At 66.3% G+C, this 19,701-nt stretch carries 17 protein-coding genes; 16 read left to right on the top strand and 1 reads right to left on the bottom strand.

Annotated elements, in window-relative coordinates:
- Positions 1-146 precede the first annotated feature (146 nt).
- Positions 147-1,049: an HpcH/HpaI aldolase/citrate lyase family protein gene (locus tag OEJ37_RS00160; protein ID WP_263342771.1), complete on the bottom strand. Its 903-nt coding sequence runs from the start codon at positions 1,047-1,049 to the stop codon at positions 147-149.
- Between the two features lie 231 nt (positions 1,050-1,280).
- On the opposite strand from OEJ37_RS00160, the gene OEJ37_RS00155 reads away from it, so the two are divergent.
- From OEJ37_RS00155 to OEJ37_RS00080, 16 genes are all read left to right on the top strand, one after another.
- Positions 1,281-2,045: an IclR family transcriptional regulator gene (locus OEJ37_RS00155; protein ID WP_175945828.1), complete on the top strand. Its 765-nt coding sequence runs from the start codon at positions 1,281-1,283 to the stop codon at positions 2,043-2,045.
- 73 nt (positions 2,046-2,118) lie between these two features.
- Positions 2,119-3,399 carry a CaiB/BaiF CoA transferase family protein gene (locus tag OEJ37_RS00150; protein ID WP_263342770.1) on the top strand — a complete coding sequence of 427 codons (1,281 nt, stop codon included), beginning with the start codon at positions 2,119-2,121 and terminating at the stop codon, positions 3,397-3,399.
- Between the two features lie 66 nt (positions 3,400-3,465).
- Positions 3,466-4,485, top strand: a complete 1,020-nt coding sequence (locus tag OEJ37_RS00145) for a cyclase family protein (protein ID WP_263342768.1) — start codon at positions 3,466-3,468, stop codon at positions 4,483-4,485.
- A gap of 83 nt (positions 4,486-4,568) precedes the next feature.
- Positions 4,569-6,059 carry an MFS transporter gene (locus OEJ37_RS00140; protein WP_263342767.1) on the top strand — a complete coding sequence of 497 codons (1,491 nt, stop codon included), beginning with the start codon at positions 4,569-4,571 and terminating at the stop codon, positions 6,057-6,059.
- 348 nt (positions 6,060-6,407) lie between these two features.
- A complete protein-coding gene (locus tag OEJ37_RS00135) occupies positions 6,408-7,670 on the top strand; it encodes an MFS transporter (protein ID WP_175945813.1) in 1,263 nt (420 codons plus the stop codon).
- Between the two features lie 139 nt (positions 7,671-7,809).
- Entirely contained in the window at positions 7,810-9,489 is a 1,680-nt protein-coding gene (locus tag OEJ37_RS00130) for a flavin-containing monooxygenase (protein ID WP_263342764.1), read from the top strand.
- A gap of 82 nt (positions 9,490-9,571) precedes the next feature.
- On the top strand, positions 9,572-10,276 hold the full coding sequence (locus OEJ37_RS00125; RefSeq protein WP_263342763.1) for a CoA transferase subunit A: 705 nt from the start codon (positions 9,572-9,574) through the stop codon (positions 10,274-10,276).
- 1 nt (position 10,277) lies between these two features.
- Positions 10,278-10,919 carry a CoA transferase subunit B gene (locus OEJ37_RS00120; protein ID WP_174379066.1) on the top strand — a complete coding sequence of 214 codons (642 nt, stop codon included), beginning with the start codon at positions 10,278-10,280 and terminating at the stop codon, positions 10,917-10,919.
- A gap of 151 nt (positions 10,920-11,070) precedes the next feature.
- Positions 11,071-12,468: a KamA family radical SAM protein gene (locus tag OEJ37_RS00115; protein ID WP_263342759.1), complete on the top strand. Its 1,398-nt coding sequence runs from the start codon at positions 11,071-11,073 to the stop codon at positions 12,466-12,468.
- On the top strand, positions 12,465-13,373 hold the full coding sequence (locus tag OEJ37_RS00110; RefSeq protein WP_175945804.1) for an N-acyl homoserine lactonase family protein: 909 nt from the start codon (positions 12,465-12,467) through the stop codon (positions 13,371-13,373). The genes OEJ37_RS00115 and OEJ37_RS00110 overlap by 4 nt, the downstream gene beginning before the upstream one ends.
- Entirely contained in the window at positions 13,370-15,307 is a 1,938-nt protein-coding gene (locus OEJ37_RS00105) for an FAD/NAD(P)-binding protein (protein WP_263342758.1), read from the top strand. The genes OEJ37_RS00110 and OEJ37_RS00105 overlap by 4 nt, the downstream gene beginning before the upstream one ends.
- A gap of 5 nt (positions 15,308-15,312) precedes the next feature.
- The gene (gene maiA / locus OEJ37_RS00100; protein ID WP_411859223.1) at positions 15,313-15,966 is read left to right on the top strand and encodes a maleylacetoacetate isomerase; all 654 of its coding nucleotides are present in this window, start codon (positions 15,313-15,315) and stop codon (positions 15,964-15,966) included.
- Positions 15,967-15,968: 2 nt separating this feature from the next.
- Positions 15,969-16,487, top strand: a complete 519-nt coding sequence (locus tag OEJ37_RS00095) for a cupin domain-containing protein (RefSeq protein WP_175945791.1) — start codon at positions 15,969-15,971, stop codon at positions 16,485-16,487.
- A gap of 61 nt (positions 16,488-16,548) precedes the next feature.
- Positions 16,549-17,370 carry an acetoacetate decarboxylase family protein gene (locus tag OEJ37_RS00090; RefSeq protein WP_175945789.1) on the top strand — a complete coding sequence of 274 codons (822 nt, stop codon included), beginning with the start codon at positions 16,549-16,551 and terminating at the stop codon, positions 17,368-17,370.
- Between the two features lie 136 nt (positions 17,371-17,506).
- A complete protein-coding gene (locus OEJ37_RS00085; RefSeq protein ID WP_175945787.1) occupies positions 17,507-17,944 on the top strand; it encodes an acyl-CoA thioesterase in 438 nt (145 codons plus the stop codon).
- A 400-nt stretch (positions 17,945-18,344) separates the two neighbouring features.
- Positions 18,345-19,664, top strand: coding sequence for an MFS transporter (locus OEJ37_RS00080; RefSeq protein ID WP_263342756.1), 1,320 nt, complete (start codon positions 18,345-18,347; stop codon positions 19,662-19,664).
- The last annotated feature ends 37 nt before the right edge of the window (positions 19,665-19,701 follow it).

Raw genomic sequence — 19,701 nt, 5'->3', positions numbered from 1 at the left:
GCCGGTCGAGCGGCGCGGCGGTGCTGCGGGGCGACGCTATCCGGGCCGGGCGGCGAACGGGCGGCGTCGTGGCGGGACGCACGCGCGCACCGCGCGACGTGCGCGTGCGCGGGTACGAAACACGACGATGAAGGGCGGCGCGCGCATCACCGGGGTGTGCCGTCGGCACGCGCCTGCACGGCCGCGTGACGCGCGAGCACGCGCTTCGCGCGTGCGACGCCGGGCGCGTCGACCATCCTGCCGTCGACGCGCAGCGCGCCGCGCCCGTTCGCGCGCGCGTCGTCGTAGGCGGCCAGCACCGCGTTCGCGTCGCGCACCGCGTCGTCGTCCGGCCGGAACGCGCGGTTGAGCACGCCGACCTGCCGCGGATGGATGCAGGTCGCGCCCGCATAGCCGAGCTCCGCGGACGCGCGCGCGAGGTGCTCGAACGCGTCGAGATCGCGCAGCTCATCGAGCCCGCCGATGAGACCGAGCGGCAGGATGCCGGCGGCACGCGCGGCGATGATCAGCAGCTGCTTCGGCACGCGCAGCACGTCGGCGCTCGCGCCGCTTTCGCAGTTCAGCGCGAAGTCGCCGCCGCCCAGCATCATCGCGACGACGCGCGACGATGCCCGCGCGATCCGGTCCATCGCCTGGAACGCGCGCGGCGTTTCGACGATTGCGACGATCCGCGTGCCGCCGGGCGGCGCGCCGGCTTCCTCCTCGAGCGCAGCCAGCAGCTCGTCGATCGCCTCGACGTGAGAGCCGCCGCGCACCTTCGGCAGCACGACGCCGTCCACGCCGGCCCGGACGGCCGCGCGCAGGTCGGGCACCAGCAGGTCGAGCGGGCCGTTGGCGCGCACCAGCATGTCGCGGCCGGGCGCGCGCAGCGCCGGCACGGCGTCGGCCAGCCCGTCGCGGGCAGCCTCCTTGCATGCGGGCGGGACGCTGTCCTCGAGATCGAGGATCAGCGCGTCGGCGTCGCTCGCGGCGGCCGATGCGACGAAACGGGGGACGTGGGCGGGGACGTACAGCAGCGAGCGCCAGACGGGTTGAGGCGATGAGTTCATCGTCGATCTCTAAAAATGAAAGTCACTTTCATTTTTGTGATGGATGAGGGCATTCGTCAAGATTATCGTTAACGCCTAGTTTCAAAGGCTGTTGCAAGAAGATGAGCGACCGAAGCCGTGCGGATTCATGTTGATGTCATCGATGATCTGCGTATAATGAAAGTGACTTTCATTTTTATGGTGTCGGCCAACGCGGCTCGGCACGGATGCCCGGCATCGCACGAGGTGGACATGAGCAAGGTGGAGACAAGCAATCCGGCAGAGGGCGGCGTGGCCGCGGTCAACCGCGCGCTGACCGCGCTGCTGGCGTTCGGCAACGCGCCCGGCGGGCTGATGCTCGCGCAGGTCAGCGAGGAGACGGGGCTCAACATGAGCACGCTGTTGCGGATGTTCGAGTCGCTCGAGCAGTTCCGCTTCATCAAGCGCCTGCCGGACGGGCGCTACGTGCTGGGGCCCGCCGTGTTCCAGCTCGGGATGATGTATCGCGAGTCGTTCCAGCTGCGCGAGTACGTGATGCCGATCCTGTCGAAGCTGTCGGCGGAAACCGGCGAGACGGCCGCGTTCTACGTGCGCGAAGGCGACCAGCGCGTGTGCCTGTTCCGCATCCAGGCGCAGCGCTCGGTGCGCACGCATCTGCGCGAGGGCGACCGCTTCCCGCTCGACGTCGGCGCGGCCGGGCGCGTACTGCTCGCGTTCAGCGGCACGCGCGGCGGCGACTACGAGAAGACGGCCGAGCAGGGCTACGCGGTGTCGATCGCCGAGCGCGACCCGGAAAGCGCGGCGATCGCGTGCCCGGCGTTCGGCGTCGGCCGTGTGCTGAGCGGCGCGATCTCGCTCGGCGTGCCGCGCTATCGCTTCAACAAGAAAGTGCTGGCCGACTACCTGCCGCGCGTGCAGGCGGCCGCCGCCGAGCTGACGCATGCGCTGGGCGGCGATCTGCCCGCCGCGGGCGCGGCGTTCCGCGCGGCCGACCAGCTCGGCGTGCTGCTCGAGTAGCGTCGGCGCGCAGCCGAGCGCGCGCCGGACCGGCATTCCGCATCGAACGACACACACCAACCAGGAGACAAGCATGTTCGTTCCCGATCCGCAGGCCGCTCACGCGGCCGGCGCGCACCGTCGCGCGTCCACCGGCCCGATCCATCCGAAACCGTTCGACGCCGGCGCGCAGGGGCCGCTCGCGGGCGTGCGCGTCGTCGACCTGTCGCGCCTGATGGCGGGCAACATGCTGAGCGTGCAGCTCGCCGATTTCGGCGCGGACGTCGTGAAGGTCGAGAGCGAGCGCGGCGATACGCTGCGTGCGGTCGGCGCGGGCGGGATCAGCACGAACTGGAAGGTGTACGGGCGCAACAAGCGCAGCGTGTGCGTCGACCTGCGCGCGCCCGAGGGGATCGACATCGTCCGCCGGCTGGTGCGCGACGCGGACGTGTTCGTCGAGAGCTTCAAGCCCGGTGTCGCCGAGAAGATGGGGCTCGGCCCGGACGACCTGCTCGCGATCCGGCCGGAACTGGTGATCGCGCGGATCTCCGGCTGGGGGCAGACGGGGCCGTACCGCCACAAGCCGGGCTTCGGCACGCTCGCGGAAGGGTACGCGGGGTTCGCGGCGATCAACGGCTTCGCCGATCGCGAGCCGGTGCTGCCGCCGATGTTCCTCGGCGACATGACGGCCGGGCTGTCCGGCGCGATCGCCGTGCTGGTCGCGCTGCATGCGCGCGACGCGCACGGCGCGGCGGGGCAGGTGATCGACGTGTCGCTGTTCGAGCCGCTGCTGTCGATTCTCGGGCCGGCCGCCGCGAACTATGTCATGACCGGCGAGATCAAGGCACGCACCGGCAGCCGCTCGTCGAACACCGCGCCGCGCAACGCGTATCGCACCCGCGACGGCAAGTGGCTGTGCCTGTCGAGCTCGACGCAGGCGATGGCCGAGCGGCTGTTCCGCGCGATCGGCCGCGCGGAGCTGATCGACGATCCGCGCTACGCGACCAACGTGCAGCGCGTGCAGCACGCGGAAGCGCTCGATGCGATCGTCGGCGAATTCATCGCCGCGCGCGATCTCGACGCCAATCTCGCATTCTTCGAGGAAGCGGGCGTGACGGTCGGGCCGATCCAGGATATCGCGCAGATCGTTCAGGATCACTACGTGATCGAGCGCGAGGCGCTCGTCGAGCTGCCGGACGACGACGTCGGCAGCCTGCCGATGCACAACATCACGCCGCGCCTGTCGGCCACGCCCGGCACGTTCCGCCGGCCGGCGCCCGCGCTCGGCGAGAACAATCGCGAGATCCTGCTGCCGCTGCTCGGCGAACGCGAATACGAGCGGCTCGCCGGGCTGGGCGTGATCCGCACGCGCTAGGCGCGACGTGCGACGCGGCCGCGAAGGACGGCCGCCGCACCCTGGACATTGCATGGAGGAGACACCATGAAGCCACGCTGGACCCATCGGCCGCCCGGCTCGAACTGGGGGGATTTCGGCCCGGACGATCAGAAAGGGCGCTTGAACTGGCTGACGGCCGACGCGGTGCTGTGCGGCGTCGCGGAGGTGCGCGAAGGTCGCGTGTTTTCGTTGAGCCTGCCGCTCGACGTGCCGCGCGGCGGCGGGTTGAACGCGCGGCGCCGGCCACCGGCGATCATGCCGGCGCTGCTCGGCGACAAGCCGTACTTCGGCTATCGGGCGGACGAACAGGTTGCGAACGCAACCGACGTGGTCTGCGACGATTCGTTCTGCATGCACTCGCAGTTCTCGACGCAATGGGATGCGCTGTCGCACGTCGGCTCGCTGTTCGATCCGGCGGGCGACGGCGAGCGATCCCGCGTGTTCTACAACGGCTACCGGATGGACGAGCACATCCAGGTGCCCGAAGCGGGCGCGCGGCGCGGCGGTGCGCGCGCGCTCGGCATCGAGGTGATGGCGCAAACCGGCGTGCAGGGGCGCGGCGTGCTGGTCGACCTGCGCCGCCACTTCGGCGACGAGCGGCGCAAGATCGGCTACGCGGAATGGATGGCGGTGCTGCGCGAGGACGACGTGGTCGTCGAGCGCGGCGACATCGTGTGCGTGCATACGGGCTTCGCCGATCGCCTGCTCGACGCCGACGCGCGCGGCGAGCCCGGCGCACCGGACGTGTGCTGCGTGCTCGACGGCAACGACCCGCGCCTGCTCGAATGGATCGACGCATCGGGGCTCGCCGCGCTCGCGGCGGACAACCACGCGGTGGAGGAGCGCCCGCGCCATCCGTCGGCGCGCGAGCGGCTCGGCGCGCTGATGCCGCTGCACGAGCTGTGCCTGTTCAAGCTCGGCATTCATCTCGGCGAGCTGTGGCACCTGACGCCGCTCGCCGACTGGCTGCGCGCGCACCGGCGCAACCGCTTCCTGCTGACCGCGCCGCCGCTGCACCTGCGCGGGCTCGTCGGGTCGCCGGTCAATCCGGTCGCTACCGTCTGAACGCCGGCGTCGCGCGCACGCCGCGCCGGCGCCTTGTCCGCCGCTTCGCGCACGCCGCGCGGGCGGATCATCGAGGAGTCGCCATGTCCCATTCCCATGCGGCGTCGATTGCCGCGCGCATCGACCGCCTGCCCGCGACGGCCAGCATCTGGACGCTCGTGCTGTTCCTGAGCGTCGGCGGGTTTTTTGAGGTCTACGACCTGTTCCAGATGACCTACCTGCCGCCGGGGCTGATTCGCGACGGCATCTTTCACGCGGGCTCGCACGGCGTGCTCGGCATGTCGGACCAGGGCGCGCTCGGCGCGGCGACGTTCGCCGGGCTGTTTGTCGGCGAGATGTTCGTGTCGCGGCTCGCGGACAGCTTCGGGCGGCGCGTGCTGTTCACCGGCGCGCTGCTGCTCTACACGGCGGGGAGCCTTGCGATGTGCGTGCAGACGCATGCGCTCGGCATTCTCGTGTGCCGCTTCATCGCGGGCTGCGGCATCGGCGCGGAGCTGATCACGATCGGCGCGTTCCTGACCGAGCTGGTGCCGAAAGCGGTGCGCGGTCGCGCGTTCGCGCTGTGCTTCGCGGTCGGCTATCTCGCGATGCCCGTGCTCGCGCTGGTGTCGTGGCTGTGGGTGCCGCACGATCCGCTGGGCATGTCCGGGTGGCGCTGGGTCGTGCTGCTCGGCGGCAGCGGCGCGGTCGTCGTCTGGTGGCTGCAGTCGCGGCTGCCGGAGTCGCCGCGCTGGCTCGCCCGCACCGGCCGCGAGGCCGAGGCCGAAGCCGTGCTGCAGCGGCTCGAGCAGGCGGTCGAGCGGGAGTCCGGCCGGCCGCTGCCCGCGGTCCGGATGCCAGCCTCAGTCGCAACGCCGGCCACGCGGCGCGCGCCGTCGATGTGGGATGCGCGGCATCGCGGCCGCACGGCGATGCTGATCGTGTTCAATGCATTCCTGAGCATCGGCTTCTTCGGTTTCAGCCAGTGGCTGCCGACGCTGCTCGCCGCGCAGGGCGCGACCGTCACGAAGAGCCTCTGGTATGCGTTCGTGATCGCGTTCGCGTATCCGGTGTCGCCGTTCGTCGCCGGCCTGCTTGCCGACCGGATCGAGCGCAAGTGGCTGATCGTCGCGTCGGCGTTCGGCGTCGCGCTGTTCGGCACCGCGTTCGCGATGTCAGCGCAGGCGCCGTTCGTGATCGCGTTCGGCCTGCTCGTCACGCTGTCCAACACGGTGCTCGCGAGCAACGGCACCGCGTACCAGTCGGAAGTGTTTCCGACCGAAATCCGCGGGCGCGCGCTCGGCTTCGTGCATTCGATCGGCCGCCTGACGGGAATCGCGAGCAGTTTCGTCGTTGCACTGCTGCTCGAACGCGCCGGGGTGTCCGCGGTGTTCGTGCTGATCGGCGGCAGCATGCTGATCGTGATGGTGTCGATCGGTGTGTTCGGGCCGTACACCAACAACCGGGCGCTGGACGAGATCACCGGCTCCGGCGAGGATGGCGCCGACAACGCGGCGGCGGTACGCGGGCTCGCCGCATTGCCGACTCGGCGTGTCGATGGGCGGCGTAATGGCGCCAGGGATGGGGCGGCTTAATGGCACCTACGGAGTAGGACGCGGATTCGAACGGCGTCAGGACGGCAGGCACCGTCGCGTAGTCGTCAATAAGCTTCCCGGCACCCCGCATCGCCGACCGTCCCTATTGCGACAGAGCCCAGGAAAGTCTTCGTCGATCTGTCCGTCTATTACGTCGTCCTATTAAATTTCCGTCCGTGTACCAACGCCCGGCCGGGCCGCAAACCCGCCACCATCAGCCATTTCTTACATTTCCGAAAGGAAGCCATCGGTTATCAGTAACTACGATAATTTCTATTGCAGATACGTCTCTACTCGCAAAACCGGCCTTCGACTACTGTAGCTGTCACGTTACTACCGAGGCCATACATGTCCAAACTCAATATCAAACTGCTGGGTCCATGCCTGCTCGCCATTGCGATCGATGCGATGGGGTTCGGGCTCGTGTACCCGATCATGGCGGCGATCTTCTCCGATCCCCAATCCGGCATCATCGGGGCCGATACGAGTCCGCAACTCCGCAATTTCTACCTGGGGCTCGGGTACGGCGTCTATCCGTTCTGCATGTTCTTCGGCTCCTCGCTGATGGGTGAGCTGTCCGACGGCTACGGCCGGCGAAAGATCATGCTGCTGTGCGTTTTCGGCCTTGCTCTCAGCTACCTCCTGATGGCGCTCGGCGCGCTGCTGCCGAGTATCGCGCTGTTGCTGGTCGGACGCGGCCTGAGCGGCCTGATGGCCGGTTGCCAAGGAATCGCGCAGGCCGCAATCACGGACATGAGCACGCCGGAAACCAAGGCGTACAACATGAGCATCATGTCGATCGCGTTCAGCGCGGGCGTCATCGTCGGCCCCGTACTCGGCGGCGTCACGTCGGACCGCACGATCGCACCGTTCTTCAACTACGGCACGCCGTTCCTGCTGGTCGCCGTGCTGTCGGTCGTCTGCGGGCTCTGGACGTTCTGGTCATATCGCAACGCGGTCGCGCCGACCGGCAACACGCGTGTGGACCTGCTGATGCCGCTGCGGATCATCTACCAGGCCGGCACGCACCGCCGCATCGCGTTCCTGTCGATCGTGTTCTTCCTGATGCAGGTCGGCTACGGGCTGTATCTGCAGACGATCATGCTGGTGCTGCAGACGAAATTCCAGTACACGAGCTCGCAGCTCGGCCTGTTCAGCGGCCTGATCGGCCTGTCCTTCGTGTTCGGGCTGATGGTGATCGTGCGGCTGATGCTGAAAATCTGGAACGTGGTCGACATCGCGAAGACGGGCCTGCTGATCGCGGGCATCGGGCAAGTGCTGTCGGCGCTGTTTCCGCACGAAAACACGCTCTGGGTGCTCGGCATGGTGGTCGGCTGCTTCGACATGGTTGCATACACCACCATGTACACCGCGTATTCGGACGCGGTGACCGAGGACCGCCAGGGCTGGGCGCTCGGCGTCGCCGGCTCCGTGATGGCGATCGCCTGGGTCGTGACGGGCTTTCTCACCAACCTGTTGCCCGTGCTCGGCGAACTCGGCCTGCTGATGGTCGGCGGCCTGAGTTTCGTCCTCAGCTTCGTGATGATGCTGGCGTATGGCCGAAAGTGGTCCGCGCCGACCGTGTCCGTCGGCTCGCGCGCCTACGACTGATGTGTCTTCTCCCGGCGCGCGCATCGCTGCCGCGATGCCGCCCGGGCGCCAGCCGGATTCCAGGCCGGCGCATGCTCTCCCTGTATCGAAACGGAAGTACCCGATCAATCCAGCAACACGTTCATATTGAAGGACTGACATGGTGAATATCGTATCAAGAGACGAGGAAGCCGCATTCGATATGGTCATCGTCGGCGCCGGCGTAGCCGGCCTGTACATGCTGCATCGGGCCAAGGAAGCCGGTCTGTCCGTACGGCTCGTCGACGCGGCGGACGGCATCGGCGGTACCTGGTTCTGGAATCGCTATCCCGGCGCACGCGTCGACATCGAGAGCTTCGAGTATTCGTACTCGTTCTCGCGCGAACTCGAACAGGAATGGCGCTGGACGGAACGCTATGCATCGCAGCCCGAACTGCTGCGCTATTTCGATCACGTCGCGCACCGCTTCGGGCTCTATGAACACATCCAGCTCGGCACGCGGATCGATGCCGTGACGTTCGACGAATCGCACGCCCGCTGGACGCTCGTCACTCACGCCGGCGAACGACTTCACGCCCGCTACTGCGTGATGGCGACCGGCTGCCTGTCCGCACCGAAGGTGCCGGACGTCCCCGGATACGGCAGCTTCGCCGGAGAAACCTACTTCACGTCGCGCTGGCCGACCGGCACGGTCGACCTTGCCGGCAAGCGCATCGGGGTGATCGGCACCGGCTCGTCGGCGATTCAGTTCATCCCGGTTGCCGCGCAATCGGCCGCGCACGTCACCGTGTTCCAGCGCACGCCGAACTACAGCATCCCGCTGCGCAACCATCCAATGGACGCGGAATACGAGCAGAAAATGAAGGCGAACTACGCGGAACTGCGCCGCATGGAATGGCAATCGCCCGGTGGCTTCGTCTGTGTCGGCGGCGAACCGCGTCAACCGCTGCGGATTTCCGCGCTGTCCGTCACGCCGGACGAACGCCTGCGCGAATACGAAGCGCGCTGGGCCGCCGGCGGGCTGTGCTTCTACACGTCGTACAACGATCTGCTGACGAACAAGGAGGCGAACGACACGCTCACGGCGTTCGTCCGCGCGAAGATCCGGGAGAAGATCGACGATCCCGTGCTGGCCGACAAGCTCACGCCGAGCGGCCATCCGATCCTGACGAAGCGCCTGTGCGCCGACAGCGGCTATTTCGAAACCTTCAATCGCGACAACGTGTCGCTGATCGACCTGAAGGAAACGCCGATCGAGTCGATCACCCGCAACGGCATCGTCGCGGACGGCCGCGAGATCGAACTCGACATGATCGTATTCGCAACCGGCTTCGATGCGGTGACGGGCGCGCTGCTGAACGTGGACATTCGCGGGCGTCACGGCGAATCGCTGCGCACAGCGTGGAAGAACGGCCCGCAGACGTATCTGGGGCTCATGAGCGCGGCGTTCCCCAATCTCTTCAACATCGCGGGTCCCGGCAGCACCGCCTCGCTGAGCAGCGCGGTGCCGTGCGACGAGCACCAGGTCGAACTCGTGATGAAGCTGATCGAGCGCGCCGCGCATCACGATGCGGCTACCGTCGAGCCGACTCGCGCAGCGCAGGAAGCGTGGACGGCACGCATCCAGGCGATCGCGGAGAAGACGCTGATCCATCAGAGCAACTCCTGGTACGTCGGCGCAAACGTGCCCGGCAAGCCGCGTGCCGTCCTGCTCGATCTCGAGGGATTCGATTCCTACATCGCCGTATGCGAAGGCATCATCGAACGCGATTACGAAGGATTCCTGTTCAACAGTGAAACTGAAGATCATTCTCTTCCCGAAAGCGTGGCCGAAGTCTGACCCCGCGACATCCCCCCGCTGAATCGGTTTCCTGCACCGGCGATTCGCGTCCGAAGGGCGCGAATCTCAATAAGGATTACGTATGAGTAAAATTCATTCGAGCGCTGCTTCAGCGCTCCGGGACATCGTGCGCGACGGCCAGACCTTCGCGATCGGCGGCTTCGGCCTGTGCGGGATTCCCGAGGCGCTGATCGGCGCGTTGCGCGATTCGGGCGTCAAGGGCATCACCTGCATCAGCAACAACGCGGGTGTCGACGGCTTCGGTCTCGGCCTGCTGCTGGAAACGCGCCAGATCAAGAAGATGATCTCGTCGTATGTCGGCGAGAACAAGGAGTTCGAGCGCCAGTACCTGGCCGGCGAACTCGAGCTCGAATTCACGCCGCAAGGCACGCTCGCCGAAAAGCTGCGCGCGGGCGGCGCGGGCATCCCCGCGTTCTTCACGAATACCGGCTACGGCACCGTGATTGCGGAAGGCAAGGAAACGCGCCAGTTCGGCGATCGCCACTACGTGCTCGAGCCGTCGCTGACGGCCGACGTCGCGCTCGTGAAGGCCTGGAAGGCCGACAAGTCCGGCAACCTGATCTATCGCCGCACCGCGCGCAACTTCAACCCGATGTGCGCGATGGCCGGCAAGATCACCGTGGTGGAAGTCGAGGAGATCGTCGAGAACGGCGCACTCGATCCGGACCAGGTCCATACGCCGGGGATTTTCGTGCAGCGCATCGTGCTGAACGCGACGCCCGAAAAACGCATCGAACAACGCGTCGTACGCGCGAAAGGAGACTGACATGGCCTGGAATCGTGACCAGATGGCCGCGCGCGCGGCGAAGGAACTGCAGGACGGCTTCTACGTGAACCTCGGCATCGGCCTGCCGACGCTCGTCGCGAACCACGTGCCGGAAGGCGTCGAGGTGTGGCTGCAGTCGGAGAACGGCCTGCTCGGCATCGGCCCGTCGCCGACCGAAGACGAGGTCGACGCCGATCTCATCAACGCCGGCAAGCAGACCGTCACGACGCTGCCGGGCTCGTCGATCTTCTCGTCGGCCGACTCGTTCGCAATGATCCGCGGCGGCCACATCAACCTCGCGATCCTCGGTGCGATGCAGGTCAGCAAGCAGGGCGACCTCGCGAACTGGATGATCCCCGGCAAGATGATCAAGGGGATGGGCGGCGCGATGGACCTCGTCGCCGGCGTGAAGCGCGTCGTCGTGCTGATGGAGCACGTCGCGAAGGGCGACCAGCACAAGATTCTCGACGAATGCAACCTGCCGCTGACGGGTGTCGGCGTGGTCGATCTGATCATCACCGATCTCGGCGTGATCGAAGTGACGCCGGCCGGCCTGAAGGTCCTCGAGCTCGCCGACGGCGTGAGCGCCGGCGAGATCAAGGCGAAGACCAGCGCGCCGCTCGATGTAAGCGCCGTGTCCTGAGCACCGGCGGCGAACGGCAATGCAACACGCCGTTCCATCGATTTCGATTTGCATTATTCGTTTCGCTGTACTTAACGCATCACCTTTATCACCAGGAAGTTGAATCAGATGTCGTCACATTCATAAATCTAATCTGCTGGAGAGGGCCGTCATGAGTCAGGATCAGATGTGGAAGTTCAAGCCGTATACGAGGCACACTGTTTCCCAATCGCCGCAATGGCAACTGTTGCCGGGCGAGCTTCAGGAAGCCGTCGACGTCGTTTCGCGCGTGCTGCCGTTTCGAGTCAATCCCTATGTGCTGAACGAGCTGATCGACTGGGACAAGGTTCCCGACGACCCGATCTACCGGCTCACGTTCCCGCATCGCGACATGTTGAAGGACGACGAGTATGTGGCGATCCGCGATCTCATCCAGGAAGGTGCCGACGAAGCGCGCATCGAAGCCGTCGTCCGCCGGATCCGCCTGCGGATGAACCCGCACCCCGCCGGGCAGCTGACCCACAACGTGCCCTATCTCGACGGCGTGCCGTTAAGCGGTCTGCAGCACAAGTATCGCGAGACGGTGCTGTTCTTTCCGAGTGCCGGGCAATCCTGCCACGCATATTGCACGTTCTGCTTCCGCTGGCCGCAGTTCGTCGGCATGGACGAGCTCAAGTTCGACGCTCGTTCGTCGCAGGAGCTCACCGCCTATCTGCGGCGTCATCCGGAAGTCACCGACATTCTCGTGACGGGCGGCGATCCGCTCGTGATGAGCGCCCGCGCGCTCGGCGAATACCTCGAGCCGCTGCTCGCGCCGGAGTTCGACCATCTGCAGAACATCCGGATCGGCACGAAGTCGGTCGCCTATTGGCCGCAGCGCTTCGTGAGCGACAAGGACTCGGACGACCTGCTGCGCGTGTTCGAGAAGGTGGTGGCGTCCGGGCGCAATCTCGCGATCATGGGCCATTACAACCATCCGCGCGAACTGCAGCATCCGATCGCGCAGCGGGCCATGCGGCGCATCATCGGCACCGGCGCGAGCGTGCGTATCCAAGCGCCGCTGATCCGGCACATCAACGAGGACCCGGCCGCCTGGGCCGAGCTGTGGACGACGGGCGTGCGGCTCGGAGCGATCCCGTACTACATGTTCGTCGAACGCGACACCGGGCCGAGCGACTATTTCAAGCTGCCGCTCGCACGCGCCTACGAGATTTTCCAGGCCGCCTACCGCTCGGTATCGGGCCTCGCCCGCACCGTGCGCGGTCCATCGATGAGCGCGTTCCCGGGCAAGGTGATGGTCGACGGCATCGTCGAGCTGGCCGGCGAGAAGGTGTTCGCGCTGCAACTGCTGCAGGCCCGTAACCCCGAATGGGTGCGCCGGCCGTTCTATGCGAAGTTCGATCCGAAAGCGACCTGGTTCGACGAGCTCGTCCCCGCATTCGGCGAAAAAACCTTCTTCTTCCAGGACGAACTGGCGGCGATGGAGCATGGCGCTGGCGGATCGGGCCGGACCATCGCCGTGGCCCATCACGACGCTGTGCGCCCCGATTTGCTGGAGGCAGTGGAATGAGCGGCCTTCTCGATCAGGAAAGCGCTGAGTACGAAGTCTTTGCGCTGCGTTACGCGACGCACGACGATCGGCGCAGCGGCGAGAACTATCTCGGCGACGATCCGCACGACGACATCTCCATGCCGCTCGACTTCTATGTGTGGGTGATTCGCGGCATGGGCCGCACTGTGCTGGTCGACACAGGGTTCGACGCGCCGACGGCCGCCCGGCGCAAGCGCCGCTATCTGCATTCGCCGGTGGCGCTGCTGGGCGAGCTCGGCATCGATGCGGCAGACGTGGACGACGTGATCATCACGCACATGCACTATGACCACGCGGGGAACATCCGCGCGTTTCCCGGTGCGACGCTGCATATCCAGGATGCGGAGATGGCGTACTGCACCGGGCGCTGCATGTGTCACGAAGCGATTCGCAAGCCGTTCGAGGCGCATGACGTGTGCGCGGCGATCGAACGGCTGCACGCGGGCCGCGTGCGATTCGCCGACGGCGATCACGCGGTGGCATCCGGCATCCACACGCATCTGATCGGCGGCCACACGGCCGGCCTGCAGGTGGTGCGGGTGCGCACGGCTCGAGGCCATGTCGTGCTGGCCAGCGACGCCGCGCACTACTGGGACCACATCCGCTCGAAGCGCCCGTTCCCGATCGTCTTCAACGTCGCGCGCATGCTCGACGGGCATGCGGCGATCGAAGCGCTGGCGGACGGCCCCGACCACATCATTCCCGGCCACGATCCGGCGGTGCGCCAGCGCTTTCCGCGCTGGAACGGGCATCCGGACATCGTGGCGCTGCACGCGCCGCCCTTGAGCGACGCGCACCTCGCCGCCGATGCGTCGCGCGTGGCGGCATCGAACCCGGCGACAGCATCGGCCGACGTTCAACTCGAAACGGGAGAAACACAATGACGAACACGATTTCGATTGCGATCATTGGCTTGGGGCCGCGCGGCGTCACCGTGCTCGAGCGCCTCGTCGAGCACGCGCGCAATATCCCGGCCGGCGTCGCGCTTGACATCACGGTGTTCGACGCAGGCGAATGCGGGCAGGGCGCTCATCCGTCGCGCCAGCCGGATCACTTGATGATCAACACCGTCGCGTCGCAAGTGACGATGTTCGCGCCGTCGAGCGAGCTGGGCCGGCACGGCGCGCCGTCGCTCGTCGAATGGGCGCATGACAGCGGATATCGCTACGTCGACGGCGCGTTCCGGAAGACGTCGGTCGATGCGGGCCGCCCGCTCGACGATGCCGACCATCTGCCGCGCAGCCTGCTCGGCGAATACCTGTCCTGGGTTTATGCACGGATCGTCGCAGCGCTGCCGCGCAGCGTCGCGGTGACGCATCGCCGCGCCCGCGTGGTCGATCTCGTGCCGACCAAGCGTGGCTACGAAGTGCACGTCGACAACGGCGCGTCGGCCTTTGCGCACTACGTGTTCCTGACGACGGGCCACGGCACGCGCCGGCCCACCGAGAGCGACCAGCGACTCGCGCAGTTCGCGGAGCGGCATCAGGCCAACAACGCGCAGCTCGCATACGTGCCGTCGCCATACCCGATCGAGACGCTGAACGATATCGCCCCCACCGCGACCGTCGCCATACAGGGGTTCGGCCTGACCGCACACGATGTCGTGTCCGCGCTGACGATCGGTCGTGGCGGACGCTACGTCGAACGCGACGGCGAACTCGAATACCAGAAGTCCGGGCTAGAACCGCAGATCCTGCTGTTTTCCCGCAACTGCCTGCCGTTCGCCGCGCGCGGGATCAACCAGAAGGGGCTGACGGGGCGCCACCGCCCGCGCTTTTTCACGCCGGACGCGGTGGCGGCATTGCGTGCGGCCGCGCTGGACACGACGGGCAACAGCCGGATCGATTTCCGCGTTGACGTGCTGCCGCTGATTATCAAGGAAATGGCTTACGCATACCGGCTCGTGCTGCAAGGCGGCAACGTCGATGCCGACGGGTTCGAGCCGCGCCCGGATGAGCTGCACGCGATCGGCCAGATTCTGTGGCCGCTCGAGGGCAGGACGTTCGAATCCTTCGACGCGTTCCGTACGTTCTTTTTCGCGCTCATGCGCGACGACCTGCATCACGCGCTGCTCGGCAACCTGACGAGCCCGGTCAAGGCGGCGACCGACGTGCTGCGCGATACGCGCGAAGCGTTGCGCGCGGCCGTCGAATACGGCGGGCTGACGCCCGATTCGCATCGCTACTTCGTCGACGAATTCAACGCCATCACCAACCGCGTGTCGTTCGGCCCGCCGCTGCGGCGCAATCGCGAGCACCTCGCGCTGCACCGCGCCGGCTTGCTCGACATCGCCGGCGGCCCCGGCGCGCGGCTTGTCGCCGACGAGACGTGCGCGCATTTCCGCATCGAGGCGCAATACGGCGAGCGGGTGGAGCGCCGCTACGCGGACGTGCTCGTCGTCGCACGGCTCGATCCGTATTCGCCGGCCACCGACGGTTCGCCGCTCTCGACCGCGCTGCTCGGCCGCGGCATCGTCCGCCCGTACCGGAACGGCGACTACCACCCGGGCGGACTCGACGTCGATACGGGTATGCATCCGCTCGGCCGCGACGGCGAAGCGCAGTCGCGCCTCTGGGCCATCGGCTTTCCCATCGAAGGCGCGCACTTCTACACGCATGCGCTGCCGCGTCCGGGCATCGCGTCGCGACAGACGCGCGACGCCGAGCGCTGCGTGCTCGAACTGCTCGACATGATCGCGGCCGAACAGGCCACCGGCCCGGCCCGCATCGGCGTGCCGGGCGACGACACCACCGCGGCGCGCGATTCGCTCGCAGCCGCACCCGAAGCCGCCTTGACAGCGGCGCTGGAGGGTAACTGAACATGCTGACCCTACACGATTTCCACCGCTCGTCGGCATCGTTCCGGGTGCGTATCGCGCTCAATCTGAAGGGCGTCGCCTACACGGCGGTCGTTCAGGATCTCGATGCGCGCGCCCACCGCGCCGACCCGTATCTGTCGATCAATCCGCAAGGCCTGCTGCCCGCGCTGCGGATCGGCGACCGCGTGCTGACCCAGTCGTCGGCGATCGTCGAGTATCTCGACGACGAATATCCGGACCCGCCGCTGCTGCCTGCCGGCACGCAGGAACGCGCGCGCGTGCGCGCGCTGTTCCAGACGGTCGCGGCGGACACTCACCCGATCACGGCCATGCGTGTCGCCCAGTACCTGAAAGAGGCGACCGGCTGCGACGACGGCGTGGTGCTCCGCTGGAAGCAGCACTGGATCACCACGAGCCTGGGCGCGCTCGAGACGATGCTCGCCGGCAGCGCCGAGACAGGCCGGTTCTGTCACGGCGATCGCCCGTCGCTCGCGGACCTCGCACTGGTGCCGCAAATCGTCTCGGCCCGCAACGTCAACATCGATATCGCGCCGTATCCGACCGTATCGCGCATTTATGACGCATGCATGCAGCTCGCGGCGTTCCGCGATGCCCATCCGGATACCTGTTCATCCCACCCTGCGTACAACAAGGAGTAACCATGCAGACGATCGAAGGCGACATTCTCTCGTTTTCGGAATATCTCGAACTGACGTCGAAACCCCCGGCCGACCCGGTGGTCTGGAAGTGGCAGTCGATCGAGTCAATGACGCGCAGTCGCCCGCATAACCCGCAGGGCACGCTTGCGCTGTCCGGCGGCAGAGTCGACGAGCACGGGACAGTCGCCCCCGATCTGTCGCTCGTCATCCAGGTACTGAAGCCCGGCGAGATGACGGAGCGGCATCGCCATTCATTCTGGCATCTGTACATCGTTCATTCGGGCTCCGGAGAAATGGCGTTCGGCGAAGACCAGACGTGCGAGCGACTCGAGCCGGGCGACACGGTGTTCGTGCCCGCCTGGGGTTATCACGCCATCGGCAACCCGTCGGGCACCGAGCCGTTCGTGCTGTTCCGCCTGCAGAACCTTCCGCAGAACGCGAGTTCGGGCAATCTCATGCGCGAGATCCAGGGGGAGCTGCAAATCATCTATGCCGGCGCGGGTCTGGCATCCCATCGGTAACGCGACGCGCGGGCCGGCCGCACACGACGGCCGGCCCGCGTACAGACGAAGGAGGTGTTCGTTGGCTTACACGTTCGAGAAGGGGCGCATCTATCGAATGCCCACTCACTTCGGACCGGCACCGGGCCCCCGGCAGGTGCCGAACGCGCTCGCAGTCGACCCGCACCGCAATCCGACGCGCATGACGGTATCCGCGTCGTTTCTCACCGACGCCGCCCGGCTGGAACGGCATCTTCCGGAACGTTTCACGCTCGACGGCGAGCCCGTCGTGACCGTCGAGTTCCACTACCTGACCGGCATCGACTGGCTCGCCGGACGCGGCTACACGATGGTTCACGTGAGCTGGCCCGCGATCTTTGCGGGGACGCGCGACCGCGCTGCCGGAAAGTTTCTCGCGGCGGTATGGGAAAACCTCGCGGATCCGATCATCACCGGCCGCGACGAAATCGGTCATCCGAAGCTCTATGCGGACGTCGCGGCGCCGCGGCAGTTCAACGGCGAACAGCATTGCGAAGCGAGCTGGATGGGCTTTCGCTTTCTCGAGCTCGGCGTGACGGGATTGCGGGAGCCGGTCGCCGACACGCCGCCGGCCCGGTCCGACGGTACCTTGATGCTGAAGTACACGCCGCGCACCGGCGACTGGGGCGAGACCGAGCTGTGCCAGGTCACGCTGACGCCGCTTCACGACCCGTACGTCACGGTCGACCGGCGGCACGTCGGAGATGCGCGCGTGCGCTTCAACGTCGCGAGCTGGTCGGACCTGCCGACGATGGCGCACGTCGTCAATGCCCTCGCCGAGTTGCCGATCGTCGAGATGCGCGGTGGCTCGATCGTGCACGCGCATGGCGGGAAACCTTACCTCGACCAGTGCGTGCTGTCGTAACACGCATGCCCCGGCCCGTCCCGCATCGCGCCGCAAGCTTTCGCGCGATGCGCGGATGCCATCGGGCATTCAACCTTTGCTTGACCCGATCCGCCGGGCAGTCCGGCGGGTGCAACCTCAACCCACAGGTGCCAAGATGACCCGAGCCTTCACACAGAAATTCGACGTCACGTATCGCGACCAGGATCCCGCCGGCCACGTCAGCGCGACGATGTATTACGTGTACATGCTGAATGCATACATGGCTTACGCGCATGAACTGCTGGAGGTGCCGCTCGATCAGGGCATTCCCCAGATCATGCTGAAGACGTCGTGCGAATACGTCCGTTCTGCGAAATGGGGGGAGTCGCTCGAATTGAGCGCGCGAATCACGCGCCTCGGCACGAAGAGCTTCGACCTCGAATACCTGATCACGCTCGCGGACGACGCCGACGCCGTGATCGCGCGAGGCGCGTCGACGCACGTCGCTTACGACTACGTGACGGAATCGACGGTGCCGCTTTCGGACACGTTCCGCGCGCGCGTCAGGCAATACCAGGAGGAGGAGGCGCCCGAATTGTCCGAAGTCGCCTGACAAACCGCGCTCTCACTGCGCCCGGTCCGATGCCGGGCGCTGTGCCACGGTCGGCCGGGGAGAGCGGATTGCGGGGATCGAATACCGGATTCACGGCGCGCGAGCGGTGTTGACTCATGCGAAGGCGCCCGGCTCACGACAGGTTGTACCGAAAAGGCTTCGTTAGCGTGAAACCGGCCAGAACGGCACACGCGAGCGAGAAGATCAACGTTCAATACAGGGTGAACGTAGAAAGGTTGCGCAGTAATCGAGTGTGGTGACAAGCCAGGCAGGACCGGGGTTCGCCAATCCTGAATGCCTGCACCAGGAGAACAACGGGCGATATGGAGCGCTGCGACCCGTCCTGCCTGTCGAAACACATGAAAACTGTTGCAAACGGGACGCGTTCATATGGACTGGCATGTCCACTGTCGTCTCGATCCAGAATGGCGATCGCACGTCGGCGCTGTATCGCCGGCTCGACCGCCGCCTGCTTTCCTTTCTGCTCATCTGTTATTTGTTTGCATGCCTTGACCGGCTCAATGTTGGTTTCGCGCGGCAGCAAATGCAGTCCGACATCGGCTTGACCGATGCGCAGTACGGCCTGGCCGCCGGCATATTCTTCATCGGATACGCGCTCTTCGAGGTGCCGTCCAACCTGCTGCTGCCGAAAACCGGCGCGCGCAAGGCCATCAGCAGGATCCTGGTGCTGTGGGGCCTGACGTCCACAGCCATGGTCGCGACGCGCGATGCGACGACGTTCTATGTGCTGCGCTTTCTCCTGGGCGTCTTCGAGGCCGGATTCACGCCGGGCATCCTCTTCTATCTGACCTGCTGGTATCCCGAATCCCGCCGTGCGAAAGCCATCGCCGCGGTGATGATCGGCGGCCCCCTCGCGGGCGTGCTCGGCGGCCCGCTGTCGATGTGGATCATGACGACCTTCGCAGGCTTGGGCGGCCTGTCCGGCTGGCAGTGGATGTACCTGATCGAAGGGCTGCCGTGCGTCGCGCTCGGCATCATGGCCCGCGTGCTGCTTGCCGATCGCCCCGAGACGGCATCGTGGCTGTCACCCGAGGAACGGCAGGAACTCGTCGACATGGCCGCGAAGCCTCAACATGCGGAGCGGCACGGTTTCGCGGAAGTCGTGAAGGACCGCTACGTCTATTTGATGAGCGCCGCCTATTTCTGCGTCATTTGCGGCATCTACCTGATCAATTTCTGGCTGCCCGGCCTGCTGGAGGCCAGCGGCGTCACCGATCCGATGAAGATCGGCCTCTATTCGTCGATTCCGTTCGTTGCCGCGACCGTCGGCATGATCGTCGCCGGCCGTAGTTCCGATCGCCGCAACGAGCGGCGCTGGCACAGCGCGATTCCGGCGCTGGTTAGCGCGATTTCGCTCGCCGCTACGGCCGTGTCGAGCGACAGGCTCGATGTTTCGCTGATTTGCATCACGGTGGCGACGACCGCAATGTGGATGGCCTACACGGTATTCTGGACCATTCCATCCGCCTATCTGAAAGGACCCGCCGCCGCGGGCGGTATCGCGCTGATCAATACGATCGGCGTGTTGGGCGGCTTTTTCAGTCCTGCGGCAATCGGCTGGCTGCGGACGTCGACCGGGAGCTTCCGCGCGTGCCTGCTGTTGATGGTGGCCATCATGGCCATCGGCGCCGCGCTGCTTGCGGCCACCCGACCCGCTCCCGTTTCCGCGCGCGGAAAAGGTGAAATATGCGGACGTTGATGTACGGATGAGGATTTGTTTTGTCGATCGTCACCGT

Origin of the sequence: Burkholderia sp. BKH01 (assembly GCF_025685725.1) — a bacterium.
In the GTDB taxonomy this organism is placed as follows: Bacteria; Pseudomonadota; Gammaproteobacteria; order Burkholderiales; family Burkholderiaceae; genus Burkholderia; species Burkholderia pyrrocinia_C.
This window is presented reverse-complemented; position numbering and strand designations above follow the sequence as displayed.